This is a genomic window from Nocardia sp. NPDC004278 (genome assembly GCF_053602975.1).
Genome location: NZ_JBSGEQ010000054.1, coordinates 1 through 17,289, shown reverse-complemented (window position 1 = coordinate 17,289; position 17,289 = coordinate 1). Strand labels below are relative to the sequence as shown.

General features: G+C 64.4%; 15 protein-coding genes and 3 pseudogenes. 6 read left to right on the top strand and 12 right to left on the bottom strand.

Going from position 1 to position 17,289, the window contains the following annotated elements; genetic code table 11:
* Positions 1 to 482 precede the first annotated feature (482 nt).
* Positions 483 to 1,274, top strand: a complete 792-nt coding sequence (locus tag ACWEO2_RS41195) for a hypothetical protein (RefSeq protein ID WP_452410347.1) — start codon at positions 483 to 485, stop codon at positions 1,272 to 1,274.
* A gap of 41 nt (positions 1,275 to 1,315) precedes the next feature.
* Positions 1,316 to 2,374 (top strand): annotated as a pseudogene (mobF, locus tag ACWEO2_RS41190) (MobF family relaxase).
* Positions 2,375 to 2,454: 80 nt separating this feature from the next.
* Here mobF and ACWEO2_RS41185 read toward each other — a convergent pair.
* The gene (locus tag ACWEO2_RS41185; RefSeq protein WP_452410346.1) at positions 2,455 to 2,598 is read right to left on the bottom strand and encodes a hypothetical protein; all 144 of its coding nucleotides are present in this window, start codon (positions 2,596 to 2,598) and stop codon (positions 2,455 to 2,457) included.
* Positions 2,599 to 2,681: 83 nt separating this feature from the next.
* Here ACWEO2_RS41185 and ACWEO2_RS41180 point away from each other — a divergent pair, with 83 nt between their 5' ends.
* Together ACWEO2_RS41180 and ACWEO2_RS41175 are read left to right on the top strand one after the other, a co-directional pair.
* Complete coding sequence (locus tag ACWEO2_RS41180) at positions 2,682 to 3,266, top strand: GNAT family N-acetyltransferase (RefSeq protein WP_452410345.1); 585 nt, start codon at positions 2,682 to 2,684, stop codon at positions 3,264 to 3,266.
* Positions 3,267 to 3,378: 112 nt separating this feature from the next.
* Positions 3,379 to 3,561: pseudogene (locus ACWEO2_RS41175) on the top strand (IS1380 family transposase); the annotation flags it as partial.
* 123 nt (positions 3,562 to 3,684) lie between these two features.
* On the opposite strand, the pseudogene ACWEO2_RS41170 reads toward ACWEO2_RS41175, so the two are convergent.
* Both ACWEO2_RS41170 and ACWEO2_RS41165 read right to left on the bottom strand, forming a co-directional pair.
* Positions 3,685 to 4,008 (bottom strand): annotated as a pseudogene (locus ACWEO2_RS41170) (IS110 family transposase); the annotation flags it as partial.
* Positions 4,009 to 4,030: 22 nt separating this feature from the next.
* On the bottom strand, positions 4,031 to 4,741 hold the full coding sequence (locus ACWEO2_RS41165) for a GAP family protein (RefSeq protein WP_452410344.1): 711 nt from the start codon (positions 4,739 to 4,741) through the stop codon (positions 4,031 to 4,033).
* Positions 4,742 to 5,012: 271 nt separating this feature from the next.
* Between ACWEO2_RS41165 and ACWEO2_RS41160 the strand changes: the two genes are divergently transcribed.
* A complete protein-coding gene (locus ACWEO2_RS41160) occupies positions 5,013 to 5,342 on the top strand; it encodes a hypothetical protein (RefSeq protein ID WP_452410343.1) in 330 nt (109 codons plus the stop codon).
* A 178-nt stretch (positions 5,343 to 5,520) separates the two neighbouring features.
* On the opposite strand, the gene ACWEO2_RS41155 is transcribed toward ACWEO2_RS41160, so the two are convergent.
* From ACWEO2_RS41155 to ACWEO2_RS41125, 7 genes are all read right to left on the bottom strand, one after another.
* Positions 5,521 to 6,222 (bottom strand): hypothetical protein, encoded by a 702-nt coding sequence (locus ACWEO2_RS41155; RefSeq protein ID WP_452410342.1) that lies wholly within the window; start codon positions 6,220 to 6,222, stop codon positions 5,521 to 5,523.
* Between the two features lie 108 nt (positions 6,223 to 6,330).
* Entirely contained in the window at positions 6,331 to 6,651 is a 321-nt protein-coding gene (locus ACWEO2_RS41150) for a DUF202 domain-containing protein (RefSeq protein ID WP_452410341.1), read from the bottom strand.
* A complete protein-coding gene (locus ACWEO2_RS41145; RefSeq protein ID WP_452410340.1) occupies positions 6,652 to 7,005 on the bottom strand; it encodes a YidH family protein in 354 nt (117 codons plus the stop codon).
* Between the two features lie 54 nt (positions 7,006 to 7,059).
* Entirely contained in the window at positions 7,060 to 8,721 is a 1,662-nt protein-coding gene (locus ACWEO2_RS41140; protein ID WP_452410339.1) for a long-chain-fatty-acid--CoA ligase, read from the bottom strand.
* Positions 8,722 to 8,746: 25 nt separating this feature from the next.
* A complete protein-coding gene (locus ACWEO2_RS41135; RefSeq protein WP_452410338.1) occupies positions 8,747 to 10,105 on the bottom strand; it encodes an MFS transporter in 1,359 nt (452 codons plus the stop codon).
* 124 nt (positions 10,106 to 10,229) lie between these two features.
* On the bottom strand, positions 10,230 to 11,675 hold the full coding sequence (locus tag ACWEO2_RS41130) for an aldehyde dehydrogenase (protein WP_452410337.1): 1,446 nt from the start codon (positions 11,673 to 11,675) through the stop codon (positions 10,230 to 10,232).
* A gap of 77 nt (positions 11,676 to 11,752) precedes the next feature.
* A complete protein-coding gene (locus tag ACWEO2_RS41125) occupies positions 11,753 to 12,694 on the bottom strand; it encodes a TauD/TfdA dioxygenase family protein (protein ID WP_452410336.1) in 942 nt (313 codons plus the stop codon).
* Between the two features lie 88 nt (positions 12,695 to 12,782).
* Here ACWEO2_RS41125 and ACWEO2_RS41120 point away from each other — a divergent pair, with 88 nt between their 5' ends.
* The gene (locus ACWEO2_RS41120; RefSeq protein ID WP_452410335.1) at positions 12,783 to 14,126 is read left to right on the top strand and encodes a PucR family transcriptional regulator; all 1,344 of its coding nucleotides are present in this window, start codon (positions 12,783 to 12,785) and stop codon (positions 14,124 to 14,126) included.
* 769 nt (positions 14,127 to 14,895) lie between these two features.
* Here ACWEO2_RS41120 and ACWEO2_RS41115 read toward each other — a convergent pair.
* Both ACWEO2_RS41115 and ACWEO2_RS41110 read right to left on the bottom strand, forming a co-directional pair.
* Positions 14,896 to 15,846 (bottom strand): SDR family NAD(P)-dependent oxidoreductase, encoded by a 951-nt coding sequence (locus ACWEO2_RS41115; RefSeq protein ID WP_452410334.1) that lies wholly within the window; start codon positions 15,844 to 15,846, stop codon positions 14,896 to 14,898.
* Positions 15,847 to 16,240: 394 nt separating this feature from the next.
* Complete coding sequence (locus ACWEO2_RS41110; protein ID WP_452410333.1) at positions 16,241 to 16,987, bottom strand: hypothetical protein; 747 nt, start codon at positions 16,985 to 16,987, stop codon at positions 16,241 to 16,243.
* Between the last annotated feature and the right edge of the window lie 302 nt (positions 16,988 to 17,289).

Sequence of the window (17,289 nt, the reverse complement as noted above, 5' to 3'; positions counted from 1 at the left end):
AGCTCCACCTGGTCATCTCCTCGAAGACTCCGATGAGGTTGACGCTCACATGGCCTCACCGCAGCGCTCCAATGGAACTTTCACACCGAAGCATATGGAATCCGCAGCACCCGCACGTGAACCGAAGCGCCATCTGGATAGAACATTTGCGCCAGAAGGTTAGGAGTTGCCTGTGCGTCTGAGGGTTACGGCAGGTGAGACGATGACGGTGTCGTCGACCGCGGACGACAGCGCTCTAGATCGGATCCGGAGCACGCCGCCGCGCCGCGCCGAAATGCTCTCGCCCGCCGATGGATAGACGATCAACCGCCCGCCCGCCGAGCCGTTCGGTGCCATCAGCCGGGCGACCAGTCACGGCGCGGGGCCGCGCCGAACTCCCATCCCCAAACCAAACGCTCCTACCGATACCGCTCCCATATCTACTGCGACCTTTGCAGCCGACGCATGTTCGGCAAGACCCGACGTATCGCCGCCTACTACGTATGCGCCCCGAAGAAGGGCTACATACCCGACGGCCACCCCACCGGCGGCTCCTTCTTCGTCCGCGAAGACGACATCAACACCCACCTCAACACCTTCCTCAACCAGCACGTCTTCGGCGACTACCGCCGCGCGCCCTGCTGGCCAACACCAACCACGACACCCACGCCGAACACGAACACGCCCAACGCATCAGCGCGCTGCGCCACGCAATCACCGACACCGAAACCAAAATCAAACGACTCGTCCGCAGCCTGGAACTGGTCGATGAACCCGACCAAGAACTCATCCGAGACATCGGCGAACGCCGCACCCAACTACGCGAACACCTGGCACAGCTGCAAACCCAGCTCGCCGACGCCGAAACCCAGCAGCAACAGCAACCCAACCCCACCCTGATCGACGCCCTACCCACCGGCGACATCAACCAACAGCTACCCGAACACCTTGCCCGCGACGTCTTCCAAGCCCTACAACTCGAAATCCGCTACAACAAGACCACCAACCGCGTGCGGTACCGCATTACGCTCACCGGCACGACACTCGATCACGTGCACCGCACCGCCGCCACCGTCATGGCATTACGGCCAAGAACCGGCCGGATCGGCAGCTGCGGGGCACAATCGCCCCGCAGCGTTGCGCACAAGGAATCCGTTATCGCGGAAGGGACCGCCCTTGCGGGCGGCCCCCCGCACAGATCCCAGCGTGCGCTACTAACGCACTGGGCTCCTGCCTTGGGTCCGGGCGCGAAAGCGCATCTCGGGAAAGGGATGTACTACGCGTGCAGGCGGTAGCCATCGAGTCGCGAGGCGGTCCATCCGTTTCCAGCTGATCCGTGTGCGCTGGCTGCGCCGCTCGAGGGCGGTGTGCCAGAGCCGGGTCACCTGGGTGCGGAAAGCCGCCACCGCGACGCGATTGCCTGGCACGGCGTAGTAGGCGCGATATCCGCGCACCACACTGGCCAGTGAAGAGTGTCTCGGTGTTGTGGGCGCTGGCCCCGCGGTCGGTCGCGGACAAGATCGAGCTCGCGCACCAGCGCGCCGTGCGCGACGCACTCGCCTGGCTCGAGAAGCACGCGATCTTCACACGTTTGGGACGCAACGGTGTGCGCCAGGTCGATGTCGAGGGCATTGTCGCGCCGTGTTTCACCCATCGCGATAGCCGTGCCGGAGATCCTGACCTGCATACACACGTGGTGATCGCGAACCGGGTGCGCACGCTCGACGGCAAATGGCGCACCCTCGATGGCGCCGCGATCTACCAGGCGTTGGTGACTGTCTCCGAGATCTAAAACACCCGCCTGGAACACCATATGGAGGATCTGGCCGGTGTGGAGTTCGCCGAACGCCCCGCAGCGGATCCATCGAAACGTCCGATTCGTGAAATCGTTGGTATCCCACTGCAGTTGATCACGGCGCTCTCGCGCCGTGATGCCGCGATCACCACCCGCCTCGGCCAGCTCGCCGCCGAGTTTCAGCGCCAGCGCGGACGCGAACCGACACCCCGGGGCGGAAGTTCCGCGAAAGCCAAGCACCGAGTGCTGCGAACCCGCAGTGGGAACCCGATCACCGGTCGACGCTACGACAACCTCCACGGTCGGTTCCGCCGGTATCTGCCCTGGGCTGACGCGAAAGGTGTGACCGTGCACTGGCTACGGCATACCACCTTGACTTTCGTCGAGCGAGAGTTCGGGGAAGCGGTTGCACGCCGGTATGCGGCCCACCGAGACTCGGGCACGACTGCGACACCGATCTACACGAAGGCATCCCTGGTCGAATGCGCGCGGGCGTTGGTCGCAGTCACCGGGCAACCGCATCCACTTGCCCGTATCGAGCGCACTTCGACGGCGCTGCTGGCCCACGAAGAGAAGGGACACGAAAAAGGGGTATGGTGATGGCATGTACACGAAAAGTGTGCATAAATACCACATTTCGAGTGTCCTGGTCCCCCTCCGGACACAGACAGTACGCCAACTCATGGCCGTGGGTTCGTCTCGGCCGTAACCGCGTGGTCGTCGTGGTTGTAGGTGAGTTTCAGCCCTAGTTCGCGGTATACCTCCAGCTTGTCGCCGGGGTCGGCAGCCTGCAGGATCGCCAGGATTCCACCGAGTGCCGCCATGTCGGGCCAACCGACCCTGGATCAACTCACCGCCCCGGTCGTTGTCGTGTCAATCCTCCAAGACGTTGCATCATACTTGGAGGATGAGCAGCACCTGGTATACCGCCCCTACCCTCGCAGGCAAACATGTCAGGCTCGAGCCGCTGACTGTCGATCACGCTGATGGACTGTTTGCGGCCACCCGTAACCCGGACATCTGGACTTGGCTATTGGTGCCTCAGCCCGGCACGAGCGAGGATATGCGCGCATGGGTCACCTCACGTCTGAGCAGGGACGACGTCACTGCCTTCGCTCAAATCGACGCCCGGACTGGGGAGGTCGCCGGCACCACCTCGTATTACGACATCGATCCGGCGCACCGATCATTGGCCATCGGCTACACCTGGATCGGCACCGCGTGGCAGCGCACAGGCTTGAACAGTGAGGCGAAGCTCATGCTGCTGGAACACGCTTTTGACGTACTCGGCGCGGTACGCGTGGTATGGCAGACCGACAGCCGAAACATGCGCGCTCAGCATGCCATCGAACGGCTCGGAGCTCGGCACGAGGGCGTCCTGCGCCAGCATCGGACCCGCCCCGACGGCACCATGCGCGACACCGTCATCTATTCGGTGCTCGATACTGAATGGCCTGGCGTAGCAGCACATCTGCGCGCTGGCTTAGCCTGAGTCCATTGACGGGTTAATGCCTGTCAGGGTATCGCAGATGAAAAGCGCCTTCTGAGCTGCGATGATCACTGTGTCTATGCAATGATCGGTCCAGTTCAGAAGGACACTTCGGGTGCAAGTTTCGCACAGGTTCGCCGCGGAGTCTGTGGTGTTCGACGATGAGAATCTCGTGTCGCTGGCCGAGTTGGTGCCTGTGATGCGGTTGGCCGAGCAAACAGGGCTGGTTGAGGCGCTGGCGGAGACGGTGCTGATCAGCGGCCCGCGGATCAAGTCGGGGGCGGCGAATCCGGCGCCAGCACGGTGTGGGGTGAGGGTTCGGCGGTAGCGCCGGGATCGGCCGAGCCGTGCCGAGTCCGTCGCGCCCATCAGCGAGCATGCCCAATACGAGCAGATCCGAATCCGCCTCGACCCGACGCAGATTCGGCGAGTGCAGCGTGGCCAGCCACCGAATGTGCATCCACGGGTCTGTTTTGCGGCCGTTGCCGGTAGCGAAGACCCGTAGTTGCGCCGACTGTTTCGCCGGCACATCGATCACTGTTTCGCCGTCGTGCACGAGCCGGTGAGCGATGTGGCGGCCGATGCCGTTGCAGCCATCGACCGCCCACACCCGATGGTCGAATTGACGTGCGGCATTGAGCATTTCAGCGTAACTGTCCTTGTCGGTGCCGTACCTGCCGAGGGCTAGTACCTTCCCGACGTCGTCGATTATCTCGATTGTGGCCGAGCGTTTTTGTGGATCCATTCCTCCGTTGGGCATGTTCGGTTCAGGCCGGGCCGAAGGCCAGGGCAATTGCGGCGTTGAGAACGATGCCGATGCCGATACCGCCGACGGTCCATCCGAGAGCTTTGGCGCTGTTGCGGCTCAACCATTTGTTGATTCGTTGCAGGAATGGATCGACCCGCTGGTGCGCGGCGAGGCGAGCCACCGCCAAGGCCATGGCGGGCAGCGTCATGACGACGCAGTAGGCGGCCAACGTGACACCGATCAGGTGCCAGGCAAGATCGGCGTTGGCGAGCAGGCCGACCGCGGCGAGGTACGGCAGCATGGTGGCGACCTCCAGGGCGGCCGCTACGCCCGCGAGCTTCATCAGGCTCCCCGCGCTGCCGCTGCCCGACATGGTTCTGGACCGCCAGAGCTGGATCTTGCCGGGACTGCCGGCTCGCTGTGCGGCCCTGGCCTCCAGCCGATAGCTCAGCGCAATGATGAGGGCGCCGAGGATCAATTGCCCGATCCGCAGCGGCGCTGGCGGAATGTCGATGCCGCCAACCGCACTCAGTGCAGCATCCGCGCCGAGCACCAACAGGATTCCGACACCGAAGTAGAACACCGCGACCGTCGCGAGGTAGACCGCGATTCGCCCGGCCTGCAGCCGCCCTGGAGTCAACAACAGCCAGATCGGGATCAGCAGCGTGCCGAAACTGGTGCTGTCGACGAGCGCCAGTCCGATCAACACCGCAACAAGGGTGACGGTCATCGATGTCCTCCCGGTCCGACGTCTGTCCCATCGTGGTGCAGCCGATCCTGTGGCCGCGTCCGACTAAAGGAGGACCGGGGTGCGCACATCGACTGAAGTCCGTCCGAGTTCGCCGTCCAAGGTCGCTCGTTGGACTGTCCCGGTCGGCCGAGGGGTTCTTCGTCGAGGGTCGATGTCCTGAGGTGTTTCAGCGCTGAATTACGTTCGGCCACAACGGAAATACAGCGCACAACGAGGAGTCGACGGCGCCGATCGAACACTGGTCTCGGCGATGTACATCGCCAAAGGCAAGAAGATCGACGACACCGAGCTGGTGGACTACGGCGGGCCCCTGATGCAGTGGCACGTCCACGACAACCTCTGCTGGAAGACCGGCGCCGACGGTCCTCAGGTCGCCGGTGTCACCGACCCCCAGGGCAACTGCCCGCCCAACTCGATCAACCCCGGCGCGGGCAATCCGATGGTCCATGTCTGGATCACCGCCAACCAGTGCGGACCGTTCGCGGCCCTGGAAGGCCACGGCGCAGGGCAGGCGGCCACCACCGTGGACGGCCGCCGCACCGACACCTGCTCCCACGATCACACCGGCGGGCACCGCTGAGCGGCCCCGCGCCCTGGCGTGAACTCGTATACAGCCCGTTCCTCCCGAAAAGGCCAGCGCTGCTACGGAACTCACCCGATCAACGAATGACTAGCTGTCGGCGTCGCCTGCAGCGGGAGCACCACAGAACTCCAACAATTGGGGGCCAGTTCACCGATACGTCCGGGTCCCGGGTGCGTTACTTGGACGGGGTGAACGGGGCGTTCACTGTGGAGAAGTACTGAACGAACGCGGCAACTACCACAGGTGCGCCGACCAAGATCGCTCCGGCGAGAACACCGATCGGGGCGAACGCCGCGGCGCCGATCAAGCAGCCCGCCAACGGACCGGCTCCGAGCAGGGTAGCCAGCGGGCTGGTCAACGTGGCGCCGGCCGCCCCGCCGAGCAGGCACCCCAAGGTTCCGGATCCCACGGCACCGACGATCGCCCCGATCCCTCCGGCCATAATGACGGTGGAACTCAACCGATTCCATGCGGCGGTCTCACGGTCGTAGGGAGTCTTCCATGGTGCTTGGTCTTCGAAGGGCAGGGCGACCGGCTTGTAGTGCGCTCGGGTGGTGTCCAGTGACGGAGTGAGCCGTGCGGTGTTGCCGTCGATCTTCGCATCGATAGGAAAGGCGATGTCATCGACGGTGAATTCCAGCGGGACTCCGGCAAGGAGCTGACCGGATTTGGCGCGGATCTGGAACTGACCGTTGTCGACGATCAATGTGCCGGTATCGACGGTGATGACTGCGGCGTTCCCATCTTTGTAAGCGGTGTAGTTGACTCCCGGCGCGACGTCAACACTCACCGGTGGTGGCGGGGTAGGGTCTGCGTAGGCAGTCGTCGCGGCACCGGCCGTCGATAGCGCAATGCCAGCAGCTACCGCGATTTTCATTGTGACCATGATGGTCTTACCCTTCTTTCTGGCTGCCCCGGACAGATCGGGCACAGCAGGACTTTGTGTAGAGGTGGCTTCGATCCGACCAGGGAAGCGGAATCCGCTTCAGCGCCAGAGAACCCACAGACCGCTGAGACTGAGCAGGACGACGCTCGAGGCCAGAAAGGCTCCGGCGACGATGGCCGGCGTGGCCCACCCGGCGGCGAATCGCGCCATTCGAAGTGGTCGTGAGCGGCACTCGTGGACCGCGACTCCGGCGACTAGCATGCCGGCGAGCGCCGGGCCGACCAGAGCTGCGGAATCGGCCGGTGGAAGCCAGCGTAGGCAAGCGATCGCCACCCCGAGTATCGACAAATCGGTACGGACGAACGACAGCGAGGTGCGTTCGGGCTGGAGCCCGGTATCGGTCGAATGGCGAACGCCCACTCAGGAATTCACCACTTCGATGGCCAGGACGATGGCGCAGAGAGCGAGCACCCCAGCGACAACTGGTGCCATCACCGGTATCGGCAGGCGACGGCCGGCCCGCAATGCTCGTTCAGCGCCGATCCAGTGCACGAACGAGGCAATGGCGATCACGCCGCCGGTCACCAGAAGGAGAGTGGCCAGCACCGAACGAATCACCGAAGCAATCAGATCGCCGCCGAAGGCTTCCAGCCCGAGGCCGGATGCGACAAGCGCCGTGGCCGTCCGTGTCCAGGCGAGGTAGGTGCGTTCGTTCGCGAGCGTGAAACGCGGGTCGGGGTCCTCCCCGGAGCGCAACATTGTCCAGTTCGGCATCAGTCGGCCGGTCCCTTCGGAAAGTCGTCTTCGTTGCGCCGTGCCGGTCTTGGATCACAACGCATCCGAGTAGGCTCCCGCGTAGTCGCGCCGCAGCGACTTCTTGTCGAGCTTCCCGACGCTGGTGTGCGGCAAGGCATCCACGTAGAAGACGGCGTCGGGGAGTTGCCATTTGGCAAACGAACCCGCCAGCAGGGCGTGGATCTCCTCGATCGGCAGAGGCTCGCCGTCGACGGTGACCACGAGTGCGACCGGTCGCTCCTGCCATTTCGGATGCGCGACACCGACGACCGCGGCTTCGGCGACGCGCGGGTGACCGACGATCGCGTTCTCCATGTCGATCGAGGAAATCCACTCTCCGCCGCTCTTGATGACATCCTTGAGGCGGTCGGTCAGCTTGAGATAACCATTCGGTGAGATCACACCGAGGTCCCCGCTCCGCCAGTAGCCGTCGATGAACCCGTCCGAGGTGTCGTCGCGGCCGTGATAGCTCCCGGTGATCCACGGACCACGCAGCAGAATCTCGCCCTGACTCGTTCCGTCGTGTGGCAGATCGTTGCCGTCGGCGTCGACGACGCGGATGTCGACTCCGTTGATCGGAAGCCCTTGGCACCGCTTGAGATCCCAGTACTTCTCCTCGGAGAGCTTGCCCCGTAGAGAAAACTTGATTCCCTTGTTGAGCACGGCGGTCGCCGTGGCCTCGGTGGCTCCGTAGCCGTGGATGATGTCCGCGCCGGTGAGTTCGTGGAATCCGCGCATCAACGACATCGCGGGCTCGGTGGCACCCGACACCAGCCGGGCGCGACTGAAATCCGGCTTCAGGTCGAGCTTTTCGATGTAGTCGAGCATCGGCCCGAAGATGGCCGGCGCGCCGTTCGCGACGGTGACGTCCTCGGCGATCATCGCGTCGACCAACATCCCGACATCACCCGCCGCGTAGGCACCCGGCAACACGATCTTCGCCGCGCTGTAGACCGCGGACTGCGGGAGTCCCCAGCTCTGTGCGTGGAACATCGGCGTGATCATCATGACCGAGTCCTCTGCGTACATCCCGAGATTGGACGCCTGCGCCATGGTGTGCAGATAAATCCCCCGGTGGGAGTAGTACACCCCCTTGGGGCGACCCGTGGTGCCCGTTGTGTAGCAGGCACTGTAGGCCGAGCGCTCGTCGATCACGGGCCAGTCGTAGGTCGACGGTGCGGCCGCCAGCAATTCCTCGTAATAGCGCACGTTGGGCAGCGACGTGGTGATCTCGGGCGACGGCCGATCGGACATGACCACCCACATGCGCACGTCGGGTGCGTGCGGCGCGATCGCCTCGGCCACCGGCAGCAGCGACTCGTCGACGAGGACCACCGAGGCAGCGCTGTGCGCGGCGACATATCCCAGGTCTTCGGGGGCCAGCCGCAGGTTCATCTGGAGCATCACGGCCCCGAGGCCGGGGATCGCCCAGTACAACTCGAAGTGTCGTCTGCTGTTCCAGTCCAGGATGCCGACCACGTCGCCGGCGTCGACTCCCAACGCTCGCAACAGGTTTGCGCCTCGCTGTACGCGAGTGTAGGAGTCCGCGTAGGTGTAGCGGTTCCACTTCCCGTCGGCGTCCCGGAACACGATCTCCTGCTCGGGGTACGTTCGTGCCGAATGACGCAGCAGTGTTGTGGTGTTGAGTTGGTAGCTGTCGCCGTGGGTCGACATCAGTCCGGTGATGACGCTCATGCTGGTTCTTCTTTCTCAGGTCGACTCAGAACTCGGCTGCGGCCCGTGCCAAGCGCCGGGCATCTCGCTCCGGGTTCGCGAACAGCAGGACGCACACACCGGCGGCTACGAGTAGGCCGGCGCCGATCAGGAACACGGTGTGGTAGCCCGCCGCCGACCCGTGTGCCGCCTGCACCAGCCGTCCGGTGAGGAACGGCGCGACGACCCCCGCGGCTCCGAGGAATGCGAAGAGGACACCGAATACCTTGCCGCGCTGGGCGACCGGCGTTATCTGCGCCACCGCGGCGCTCGATGCGGCGTAGCTCGCCGCGAACAGGGCGAACGCGGGGAGCATGAGCGCGAGCTGCAACGGGCCGCTGGTGAACACGAATGCGATAAGGCAGGCGCCCGCGGCGACCACGGCCATCCCGGCCACACCGGCACGCGACCATCGGGTCGAGACTCCTCGCCCGATAAGGTGTCGGGAGATCACTCCCTGTCCGAAGATCGCCAGCGCCCCGACCCCGGCAACCGCGGCGATCAGGTTGCCGGTCGCGATGGTGCTGATTCCCCGGATCGCACCCAGGTATGTGGGCAGCCATGTCGTCAGGAGAGCGGTGACGAAGTAGCAGGCGAATCCCGCGAACGCGAAACACAGCCAGGTCGGTGCGGCGAATACCCGCCAGTACGAGCCGCTGGGTTCGGCGACCTCGAGGCCGCCGACGGGCGCGTCCACCGCCGGCGCCGAAGGTTTCGAATGCTCGGGATCGCCGTCGAAGGGACCTTCCCGACCGATGCACAGCCACAACAGCGCCCACGTGACACCGGCGATACCCATTACGCCGAAGCACCATCGCCACCCCCAGGTCTCCTGGACGAACGAGAGGAGCGGAGCGGCCACCACCAGCCCGATCCCCGACGACCCCAGCACGAGAGAACTGGGGATGTCGCGCTTCTCGTCCGGGAACCACTTCATCACCGCGTGCAGTGCCACGGGGGTGGCAGGTCCCTCGGCCAGACCGAGGACGACCCGCGACGTCACGAGCACCGTGAACGTTGCGGTGCCGAGCATCGGAAACTGCACGAGCGACCAGACGAGGGCCATCGCGAGCAGCATCCACCGGGTTTTGACGCGGTCGACGAGGATGCCGCCTGCAACCGTCCCGATCGCGAACAAGAAGAAGAACGAGCTGGCCGCGAAACCATATTGGGACGGTGTGAGTCCCAGGTCCGCCGTAAGTGTCCGGGCGGTGAGTCCCAGCACGGACTTGTCACCCCAGTTGACGATAACGAACAGGGCGAGCGCGGCGGTGATCAGCCAAGCTTTGCGGGTGGAGTACCCGGGTGGCTGTTGCGGTTCGGGCTCGGCAGCTATGGGCGAGGCCGCCGTCTCGTTGAGTGTCATGTACCTGTTCCTCCACGGGCGGGATGGACGTGCGGGGTAGTCGGTCCGGGGCACGACCGCACCCGGGGCATACGCATTCGAGATCGATTCAGGGAGAGCGAGATTCGGGGTTGAAAGATTCGGGTCAGGCAGGCGGCGTGTAAGTGGTTCGCAGCTGCAGACATGCCGCGAGCCCTTCGGGTCCCAGCTCGCGGCCGAGGCCACTTGCTTTGATCCCCCCGAACGGGGCGACGGGATCGAGCATGTAGTAGTTGATCCCGAAGGTCCCCGAGTCCACGGCATGAGCGATTTCGTGTGCCGCAGCTATGTCCGCGGTCCAGATCGTGCCTGCCAGGCCGTATTCGGTGTCATTCGCCATCCGTACCGCATCACCGACGGAGTCGTACGGCATCACCGACAGCACCGGCCCGAAGATTTCCTCCTGCGCGATCACGCTGCCAGGATCGACATCGGCGAACAGAGTCGGCTCGACGAACCACCCATGCTCGAGGTGCGCGGGACGCCCGCCACCGGCAACGAGACGCGCCCCGTCGGCGACGCCGCGCGCGATGTATTGCTCCACCCGCACCCTCTGGTTCCGCGAGACCATCGGCCCGACCTGCGTCGCCGGCAGGAGCGAATCGCCCACCCGGGCACCTTTGACCATGTCGGCCAAGAAGTCGACAACTTCGTCGTATCGGTTGCGTGGGGCCAGGATTCGGGTATTTGCGACGCATGTCTGGCCGTTGTTCAGGAGAGTGGCCTGGAACAGTCCCTCGGCGTGGAGTGTGAGGTCCGCGTCGTCGAGGATGATCGCGGCGGACTTGCCGCCCAGCTCCAGGGTCACCGGGCGCAGCAGTTCACCACAGCGAGCGCCGATTTCGCGGCCCACCGCTGTCGAACCGGTGAAGGACACCTTGTCCACACCCGGATGCGACACCAGGTAGCGACCTATGTCCGCGCCGCCCGGAACGATATTGACCACACCGGCCGGCACCCCTGCCTGCTCGACGGCCTCCGCGAACAGGTAGGTATCGAGTGTCGTCTCGGGGCTCGGCTTCAGCACGACCGCACACCCCGCCGCGAGTGCTGGGGCAACCTTGAACGAGGTCAGCAGGTTCGGGTAGTTCCACGGGATGATCGCACCCACCACTCCGATGGGAACCCGGCGTACATGTGCCGCGCCGCCGAGCAACCCCGGGCGCAATTCCTCGAACTCTGTGTTCCGCGCGAGGTCGGCGTAGTACCGGTACACGGCCACGGGAAGCGCGGCCTCGATGGCCAGGGCGGTGGAGATCGGCATCCCGTTCTGCTGCGCCACGCGCGTGGCGATCTCCTCGCCCCGGGCCTCGAGTTCGCTCGCGATCCGGTCGAGCACCGAGGCACGCTGCTCAGGTAACCAGCTGCTCCACCCGCGCGGGTCGACGAGGGTGCGACCTGCGGCAGTGACAGCGGCGTCGACGTCCTCCTCGGCGGCTGCGGGGACGGATCCGATGATCTGCTCCGTCGTCGCCGAGCGGACGACAATCGAGTTCGCCGACGATGGTGCGGTCTGGACGCCCCCGATGAACAGGGTGCGATATTCGAGCATGGTGGCTTCTCCGGACTATTCGATGGGTTCCGATGGCATGGACTGATCGCCCCGCTCAACGGCGGCGCTGTCGCTTGTCAGAACGGCTGGTCGCCGACGACAGTGACCCGCTCCATGACGCGACGCTGCGGGTAGTAGTCGTTGATCGCGTAATGCTGGGTGGCACGGTTGTCCCAGATCGCTACCGATCCCGGCTCCCAGCGGAACCTGACCTGGTACTCGGGCACACGCGCCTGAAACATCAGGTAGTCCAGCAGCCTGTCCCCCTCGTCGCGGGGCAGCTCGACGATCTCGCTGGTGAACGGCTCGTTGACATAGAGCAGCTTGCGTCCCGTTTCCGGGTGGGTGCGGACCACGGGATGTGCCGTCGGCGGGTGCAGTTTCTCCATCGCTTCGACGTGTTCCGGTTCCATCGCCAGCCCCCACGACTTGGTGAAGGTGTGCGTCGCCATGAGGCCGTCGATCCGCGCTTTCACGGACTCGGGGAGGTTGTCGTAGGCCGCGTACATATCCGCCCACATCGTCTCGCCACCCGTGGCCGGCACCTCGATCGCACGCAGGATCGACGCCATCGAGGGGTCACGACGGAACGAGGTATCGCTGTGCCAGGTGTTCTCCTGACCCACCGCCGTGGCGTTCTTCGCCAGCCGCGAGATCTCCTGTACGTCGCCGTTGGGGAAGAAGTCGTTGACCTCGACGTTGCCCCACCTCTTCGCCAACGAGATGTGCTCGGGCCCATTCAGCGGCTGATCGCGAAAGAACAGAACCTTCCACTCCAGCAGTGCGCGATGGAGTTCGGCGTGTAGTGCGTCGTCGACTTGCCGGAGGTCGATGCCCTCGATATAGGCCCCGATCAAGGGCGTCGCCGGCCGCAGCGAGAACAACTCGTAGCTCGCGGACTGTGGCGCGGATTCCGACTGTCTGTGCATGTCACGTGCGCCGAAGTGGAGGCGCGGATAGCCATCCGCACCGACGTTGGGGATTCGGATGAAGGGGCTTTTCGTAGTGGTCGATTCCATGAGGAAAGTGTGCTGCCGATCACAAGACGATCGAATGTAAATAACCCCAAAGTTTGACCAGGCGAATGTGCTACCGCACAATTCGGCGATGATCCACTACGGCTCCCTGTTGGACGACGATCGAGAACCGACCCCGGGCGTCACCGACATTTTGGATGGGATCAGCAGCCGCATTGCCGTTCTCGCCCAACGAACCGCTCATACGAACGTGACCACGCAGAACCTGCCCAGGGAAGTCCGCGACTCCGAACTCCCATCCATGGGACAGCGCTACTTTCCGCTCGTTCTTCGTAGCCTGCGCCAGGGACGTCCCCCTGGCAACGACGATCTCCGCGAGCTGCGCTCACGAGCTGCCCAGCGTGCCCGCGAGGGCGTGCCCCTTCCGTTGTTGCTGCACCTATGGCAGAAGGGCTTCCAGGAATTCTTCGCCGAGTGCCGCCGACTCGCCTCGACCGTCGACGCGGCGCCGGAGGCACTCGGCTGCATCGGATCCATGATCCTACGCCTGCAAGAGATCTTCACGGCCGAACTCGTGGATGCCTACCAGCATGAGCAGGCCATCCTGTCGAGCGAACAGACAGGCGCGAGCCAGCTTGTCGCTCGCCTTCTGCTGCTCGACCAAGACGCGAGAGCCGACGCCGAGCGGCTCGGCGTGCTGCTCGCCGAGCGCTACCACGTGCTGGCGCTCAGATTCGGATCCACCCCCGACGAACTCGCATCCGAAAACAGCAGCCGGGCGGTCGCGGGACGGCGCAAGCTCCACCGGATGCTGCGGCTTCTCATACCCGGCGGCGGGCCGGCGGTTCTGCCGCATCTCGACCGCACCGGCGGTCACGTCCTGATCCCGTGCACCGACACGACGACAGCGGCGAGCGTGGATCACACCACCAGGCTGATCGCCGCGATGCAGTCGGCGGCGGGTGCGCCCGTGATCGCTGCGATCGTCGAACAGGCGCGTGTCGGAATGCTCCACGATGCGGTGGAGGAGGCCGACGATGTCCTGCGACTCTCCCTCGCGTTGAATCGCTCCCCTGGCCTCTATCGCCTTGCCGATGTCGCGGTGGCCTACCAACTCAGTCGCCCCGGTACTGCGGCGGAGCAGCTGCGGGAATCACTCGCGACGGTGCGCAGCCAGCCCGAGCTGATGCATACGCTGCAGGCCTACCTCGATTGCGATCTAGACCGCCAACGCACCGCGCGGAAGCTGGCCATCCACCCCAACACAGTCAACAACCGGCTCAACCGGGTAGCGGAAGTATCGCCGCACAACCCGTTCACCGTCAACGGGATAACCGCACTGCACGCCGCGCTCACCGCACAGAAGCTCGACGATGCCATCCAGTTAGCCCCGCCGCGGCAACAATACGTCACCGCGCAGGCGGTGGCGCGGAATCGAGACTCCAACCCGAACGGAAAGACTTCCGCCGGGTAAAAATCGGCCATCCTGGCGAGATTCGCACGCCGCGTGACCTACCTTCCGAAGAATCTGATACAAACCAGAATGCAAACCGTGGGGTTTCCGTATGGTGTCGCATTGGATCGAGATGCTGCAGTGAAGCGGATAATCGTTGCCATCAGCGACATTTCAGCAACACGTCCGGAACTGATCCCGGTGACGCGCGATACTCCGCCGATTGGACGATGCCGGGCGTGGAGTGCCGATCCCGTGGCGCATTTTCATGGGTCAGCTTGCCATATTGCCGGCGAGTGTCGACCACTGGAATCTCGCTATTGTAGGCAGTAGCTATGTCGTCGAGGATGAGCCCGGAACATCCAAGATCATAGGAAATCCTGATCCCTCGTCGTGGCTCGACAATTGATTCGAGTCGGCATCGATACGGCCGAGGCGAATTTGTGCTTGTGAACCACCGACTCCACCCGAACCTGTCCGGCAGACACGGTATTTCTTCCGTGTACAGCGGGGTGACTGCGACGGTGGAGAACGGCGACGGCGGTCCGATGGCTGCGTCGTCCGCAATCGCCCCACAGCCGAAGCATCGCGATTCCGGCGGAAATCTGCAGTTCACGGCGGGTAGGCGTGGTCGCTGAAAGAATCTCGCCCCGGCTTTCGCGCGGGCCGCGGGGAATCACGGTGTGCTACAGCTGAACTGATCTCCCACGAGGCACAGGCGCATCCGAACTGCCAGGCCAGGGCGCCCCTGCCCACAGCGTGCGCGGAAGGATATCAACCGGCCATTAGCTCAAGCGTGCGCCGTTTTGCCGCCGTCGATGACCAGCTGCGCCCCGGTCATGTAAGGATGTTCGCCGGAGGCCAGGGTGAGTGCGAACGATGCGATCTCCTCAGGTGTGGCGAGCCTGCCGAGGCCAGGCACATTCGTTTTCGCCCACTGTTTCATCGCCACCCGGTAGGCGTCGTCGGGGAGGTTGCCGATGGGGCTGGCATTGCGCACCAATTCGGTATCAGTGGTGCCGGGAACGATTGCGTTGATGCGAATTCCGTCACCGGCGTAGTCGAGGGCGGCCGATTGCACCAGGCCGACCAGGCCGCGCTTGCTCGCGGTGTAAGCGGTTCGACCAGCGTCAGTGGCAAGGGCGTTCGAGGATGAGGTCACCACGATCGTGCCGCCGCCAGCACGGATCATATGCGGCAGTTCGTATTTCATCGCCAGGAAACAGCCGCGCAGGTTGGTGTGCAGCACCCGGTCGAATTCCTCGATGCTGTATTCGTGCAGCTTCTTCTGGATGGTGATGCCGGCGTTGTTGAAGGCGACGTGCAGGCCGCCGTACTTGTCGACGGCGGCGTCGACGAACTTACGGACGTCGTCCTCCACGAGCACATCGGCGTGGAAGTAGGTGGCTTCGCCGCCGGCGGCACGGATATCGCGCTCCACCCCGTGTCCGCGCTCGACCCTGCGGCCACTGAACGCCACCCGGGCGCCCTCGGCCGCAAACAGTTTCGCCGCGGCGGCGCCGATGCCGGAGGTGGCGCCGGTGATCACCACGACCTGGTTCTCGAAGCGGCGCCGGCCCGCCGGCTGGAATCGGGGTGGATTGGAGTCGGTACCCAGCGCCACACCGGTGGCCAGTCCGGCGGCGCCGGCTGCGATACCGGTGGCGGCCACGGCGCCGAGCAGTTTTCGGCGACTCGGCCTAGCGGTGGAGGTGTCGGGAGTGGTGGCATCGTCGGTCATGGGTTCACTCTCGCGAGTTCCGGTGCGCGACTGATCGAACCGTGGGCCCGTTCCGGTGGCCTCCCGAACGAGGCGCCTCCTCCGCTGGTAGGAGACCAGCGGCAGCGGTGTAGCTTCCTCGGCACCAGCGGCACGATCCGCCGAGCCGACAGGACCCGTCTGCAAGCCGACTACAACAGGGCCAGGCGCGTCATCAAAGCCATCGACGCCGCCGCAAGACTCACCGCGCAACACGAAGAGATCCAGCGGCTCCGCACGGTCGCCGATCCGAAAACAAACGTCACCCACCTCCCACCGACGCGGCAGAAGTTGATCGGACCGTGCTAACCGATCGCGGCGGTCGCGGCGCCATCCGGGCTCGGCCGCGTCGAGTTGCCACCAATAGCCTGCGTCGTCATGAAGCGAGGGTTCCCACCGGTGGCTTCATACAGAGCCTTCGCAGCAGCGAGTTTTCGGGTCGCATAGGTCGGTCAAGTTGGTCGGCTAGTTTTTGCCAGTGCTGACAGTTTTGCCGAGCGAGTGCGGCGATAGTGGGGGCGCAGTGGCCGGGAATACTACGAACGACCGTCTCCCATTCGGTGTCGTCGGGAATCTCTAACCAGCGCAACAGTTTCCGCCCAGTTTCAGTGAAGCGTAACGATGGGTCTTTGCGTAATCGCCGTAACACCTCGGCGGTGTCCACCCGCTGCGCAGCGGGGATCGGAACCATGTTCGTTGCGGTTTTGCCGTCGGGTCCGGATGCGGGGGGCGAGTTGGTGGTAACCCCGCGAGGTGCGATCGGTTCCTCGCCGTAACGCAGTCGTTTGCGTACATCCTTGGCCGTAGTGACCGAGATGCCGGCGGCCAGAGCCACCTTCCGTGTCGAGACGTTCGGGTCGGCAGCAAACAGTTCGGCAGCACGTTGTCGTCCCTGCCGTCCAGCGGAGCGATGTAGCACGCCATTGCGCGCTATCCTGCCGGTCGACTGTGGAATTTCCACAGTCGACCGGCTGCGAATCGCGGAAACGGTCTTGGGCGATACTCCAGCGATGGCGGCAATCGCCCGGTCCGACCACTCTGGATACGACGACAGGATCCGGAGCGCGGCGGCCTTCCGGTCAGCAAGCGACAACGGCAATCCGTGTGTCGTATTCAGTTTCACCGCCAGCGTGCCACAGCAGCATCCAGTCCGTAACCTGCGATGACGTCCGACAGACTGATCCGGTGCCCCGACTCACAGTCGTGGTAACTATGCTGTGGGTCATACAATCCCCAGAGACGGAAACTGCGACCGAGGACAAGGTTCGGTATCGCAGATTACCTCTGAGCGACAGTCATGGCGGTCTGATCGCGCGGCAGTTGCCGACATGCGAACCAAGTCGGATCGGCCTATGTAGCATCGCGAGTGGCAGCAGTTCCGAGTGGTGCACCGATCTATCCCCTCCATACGGCTCAGATCGGTGC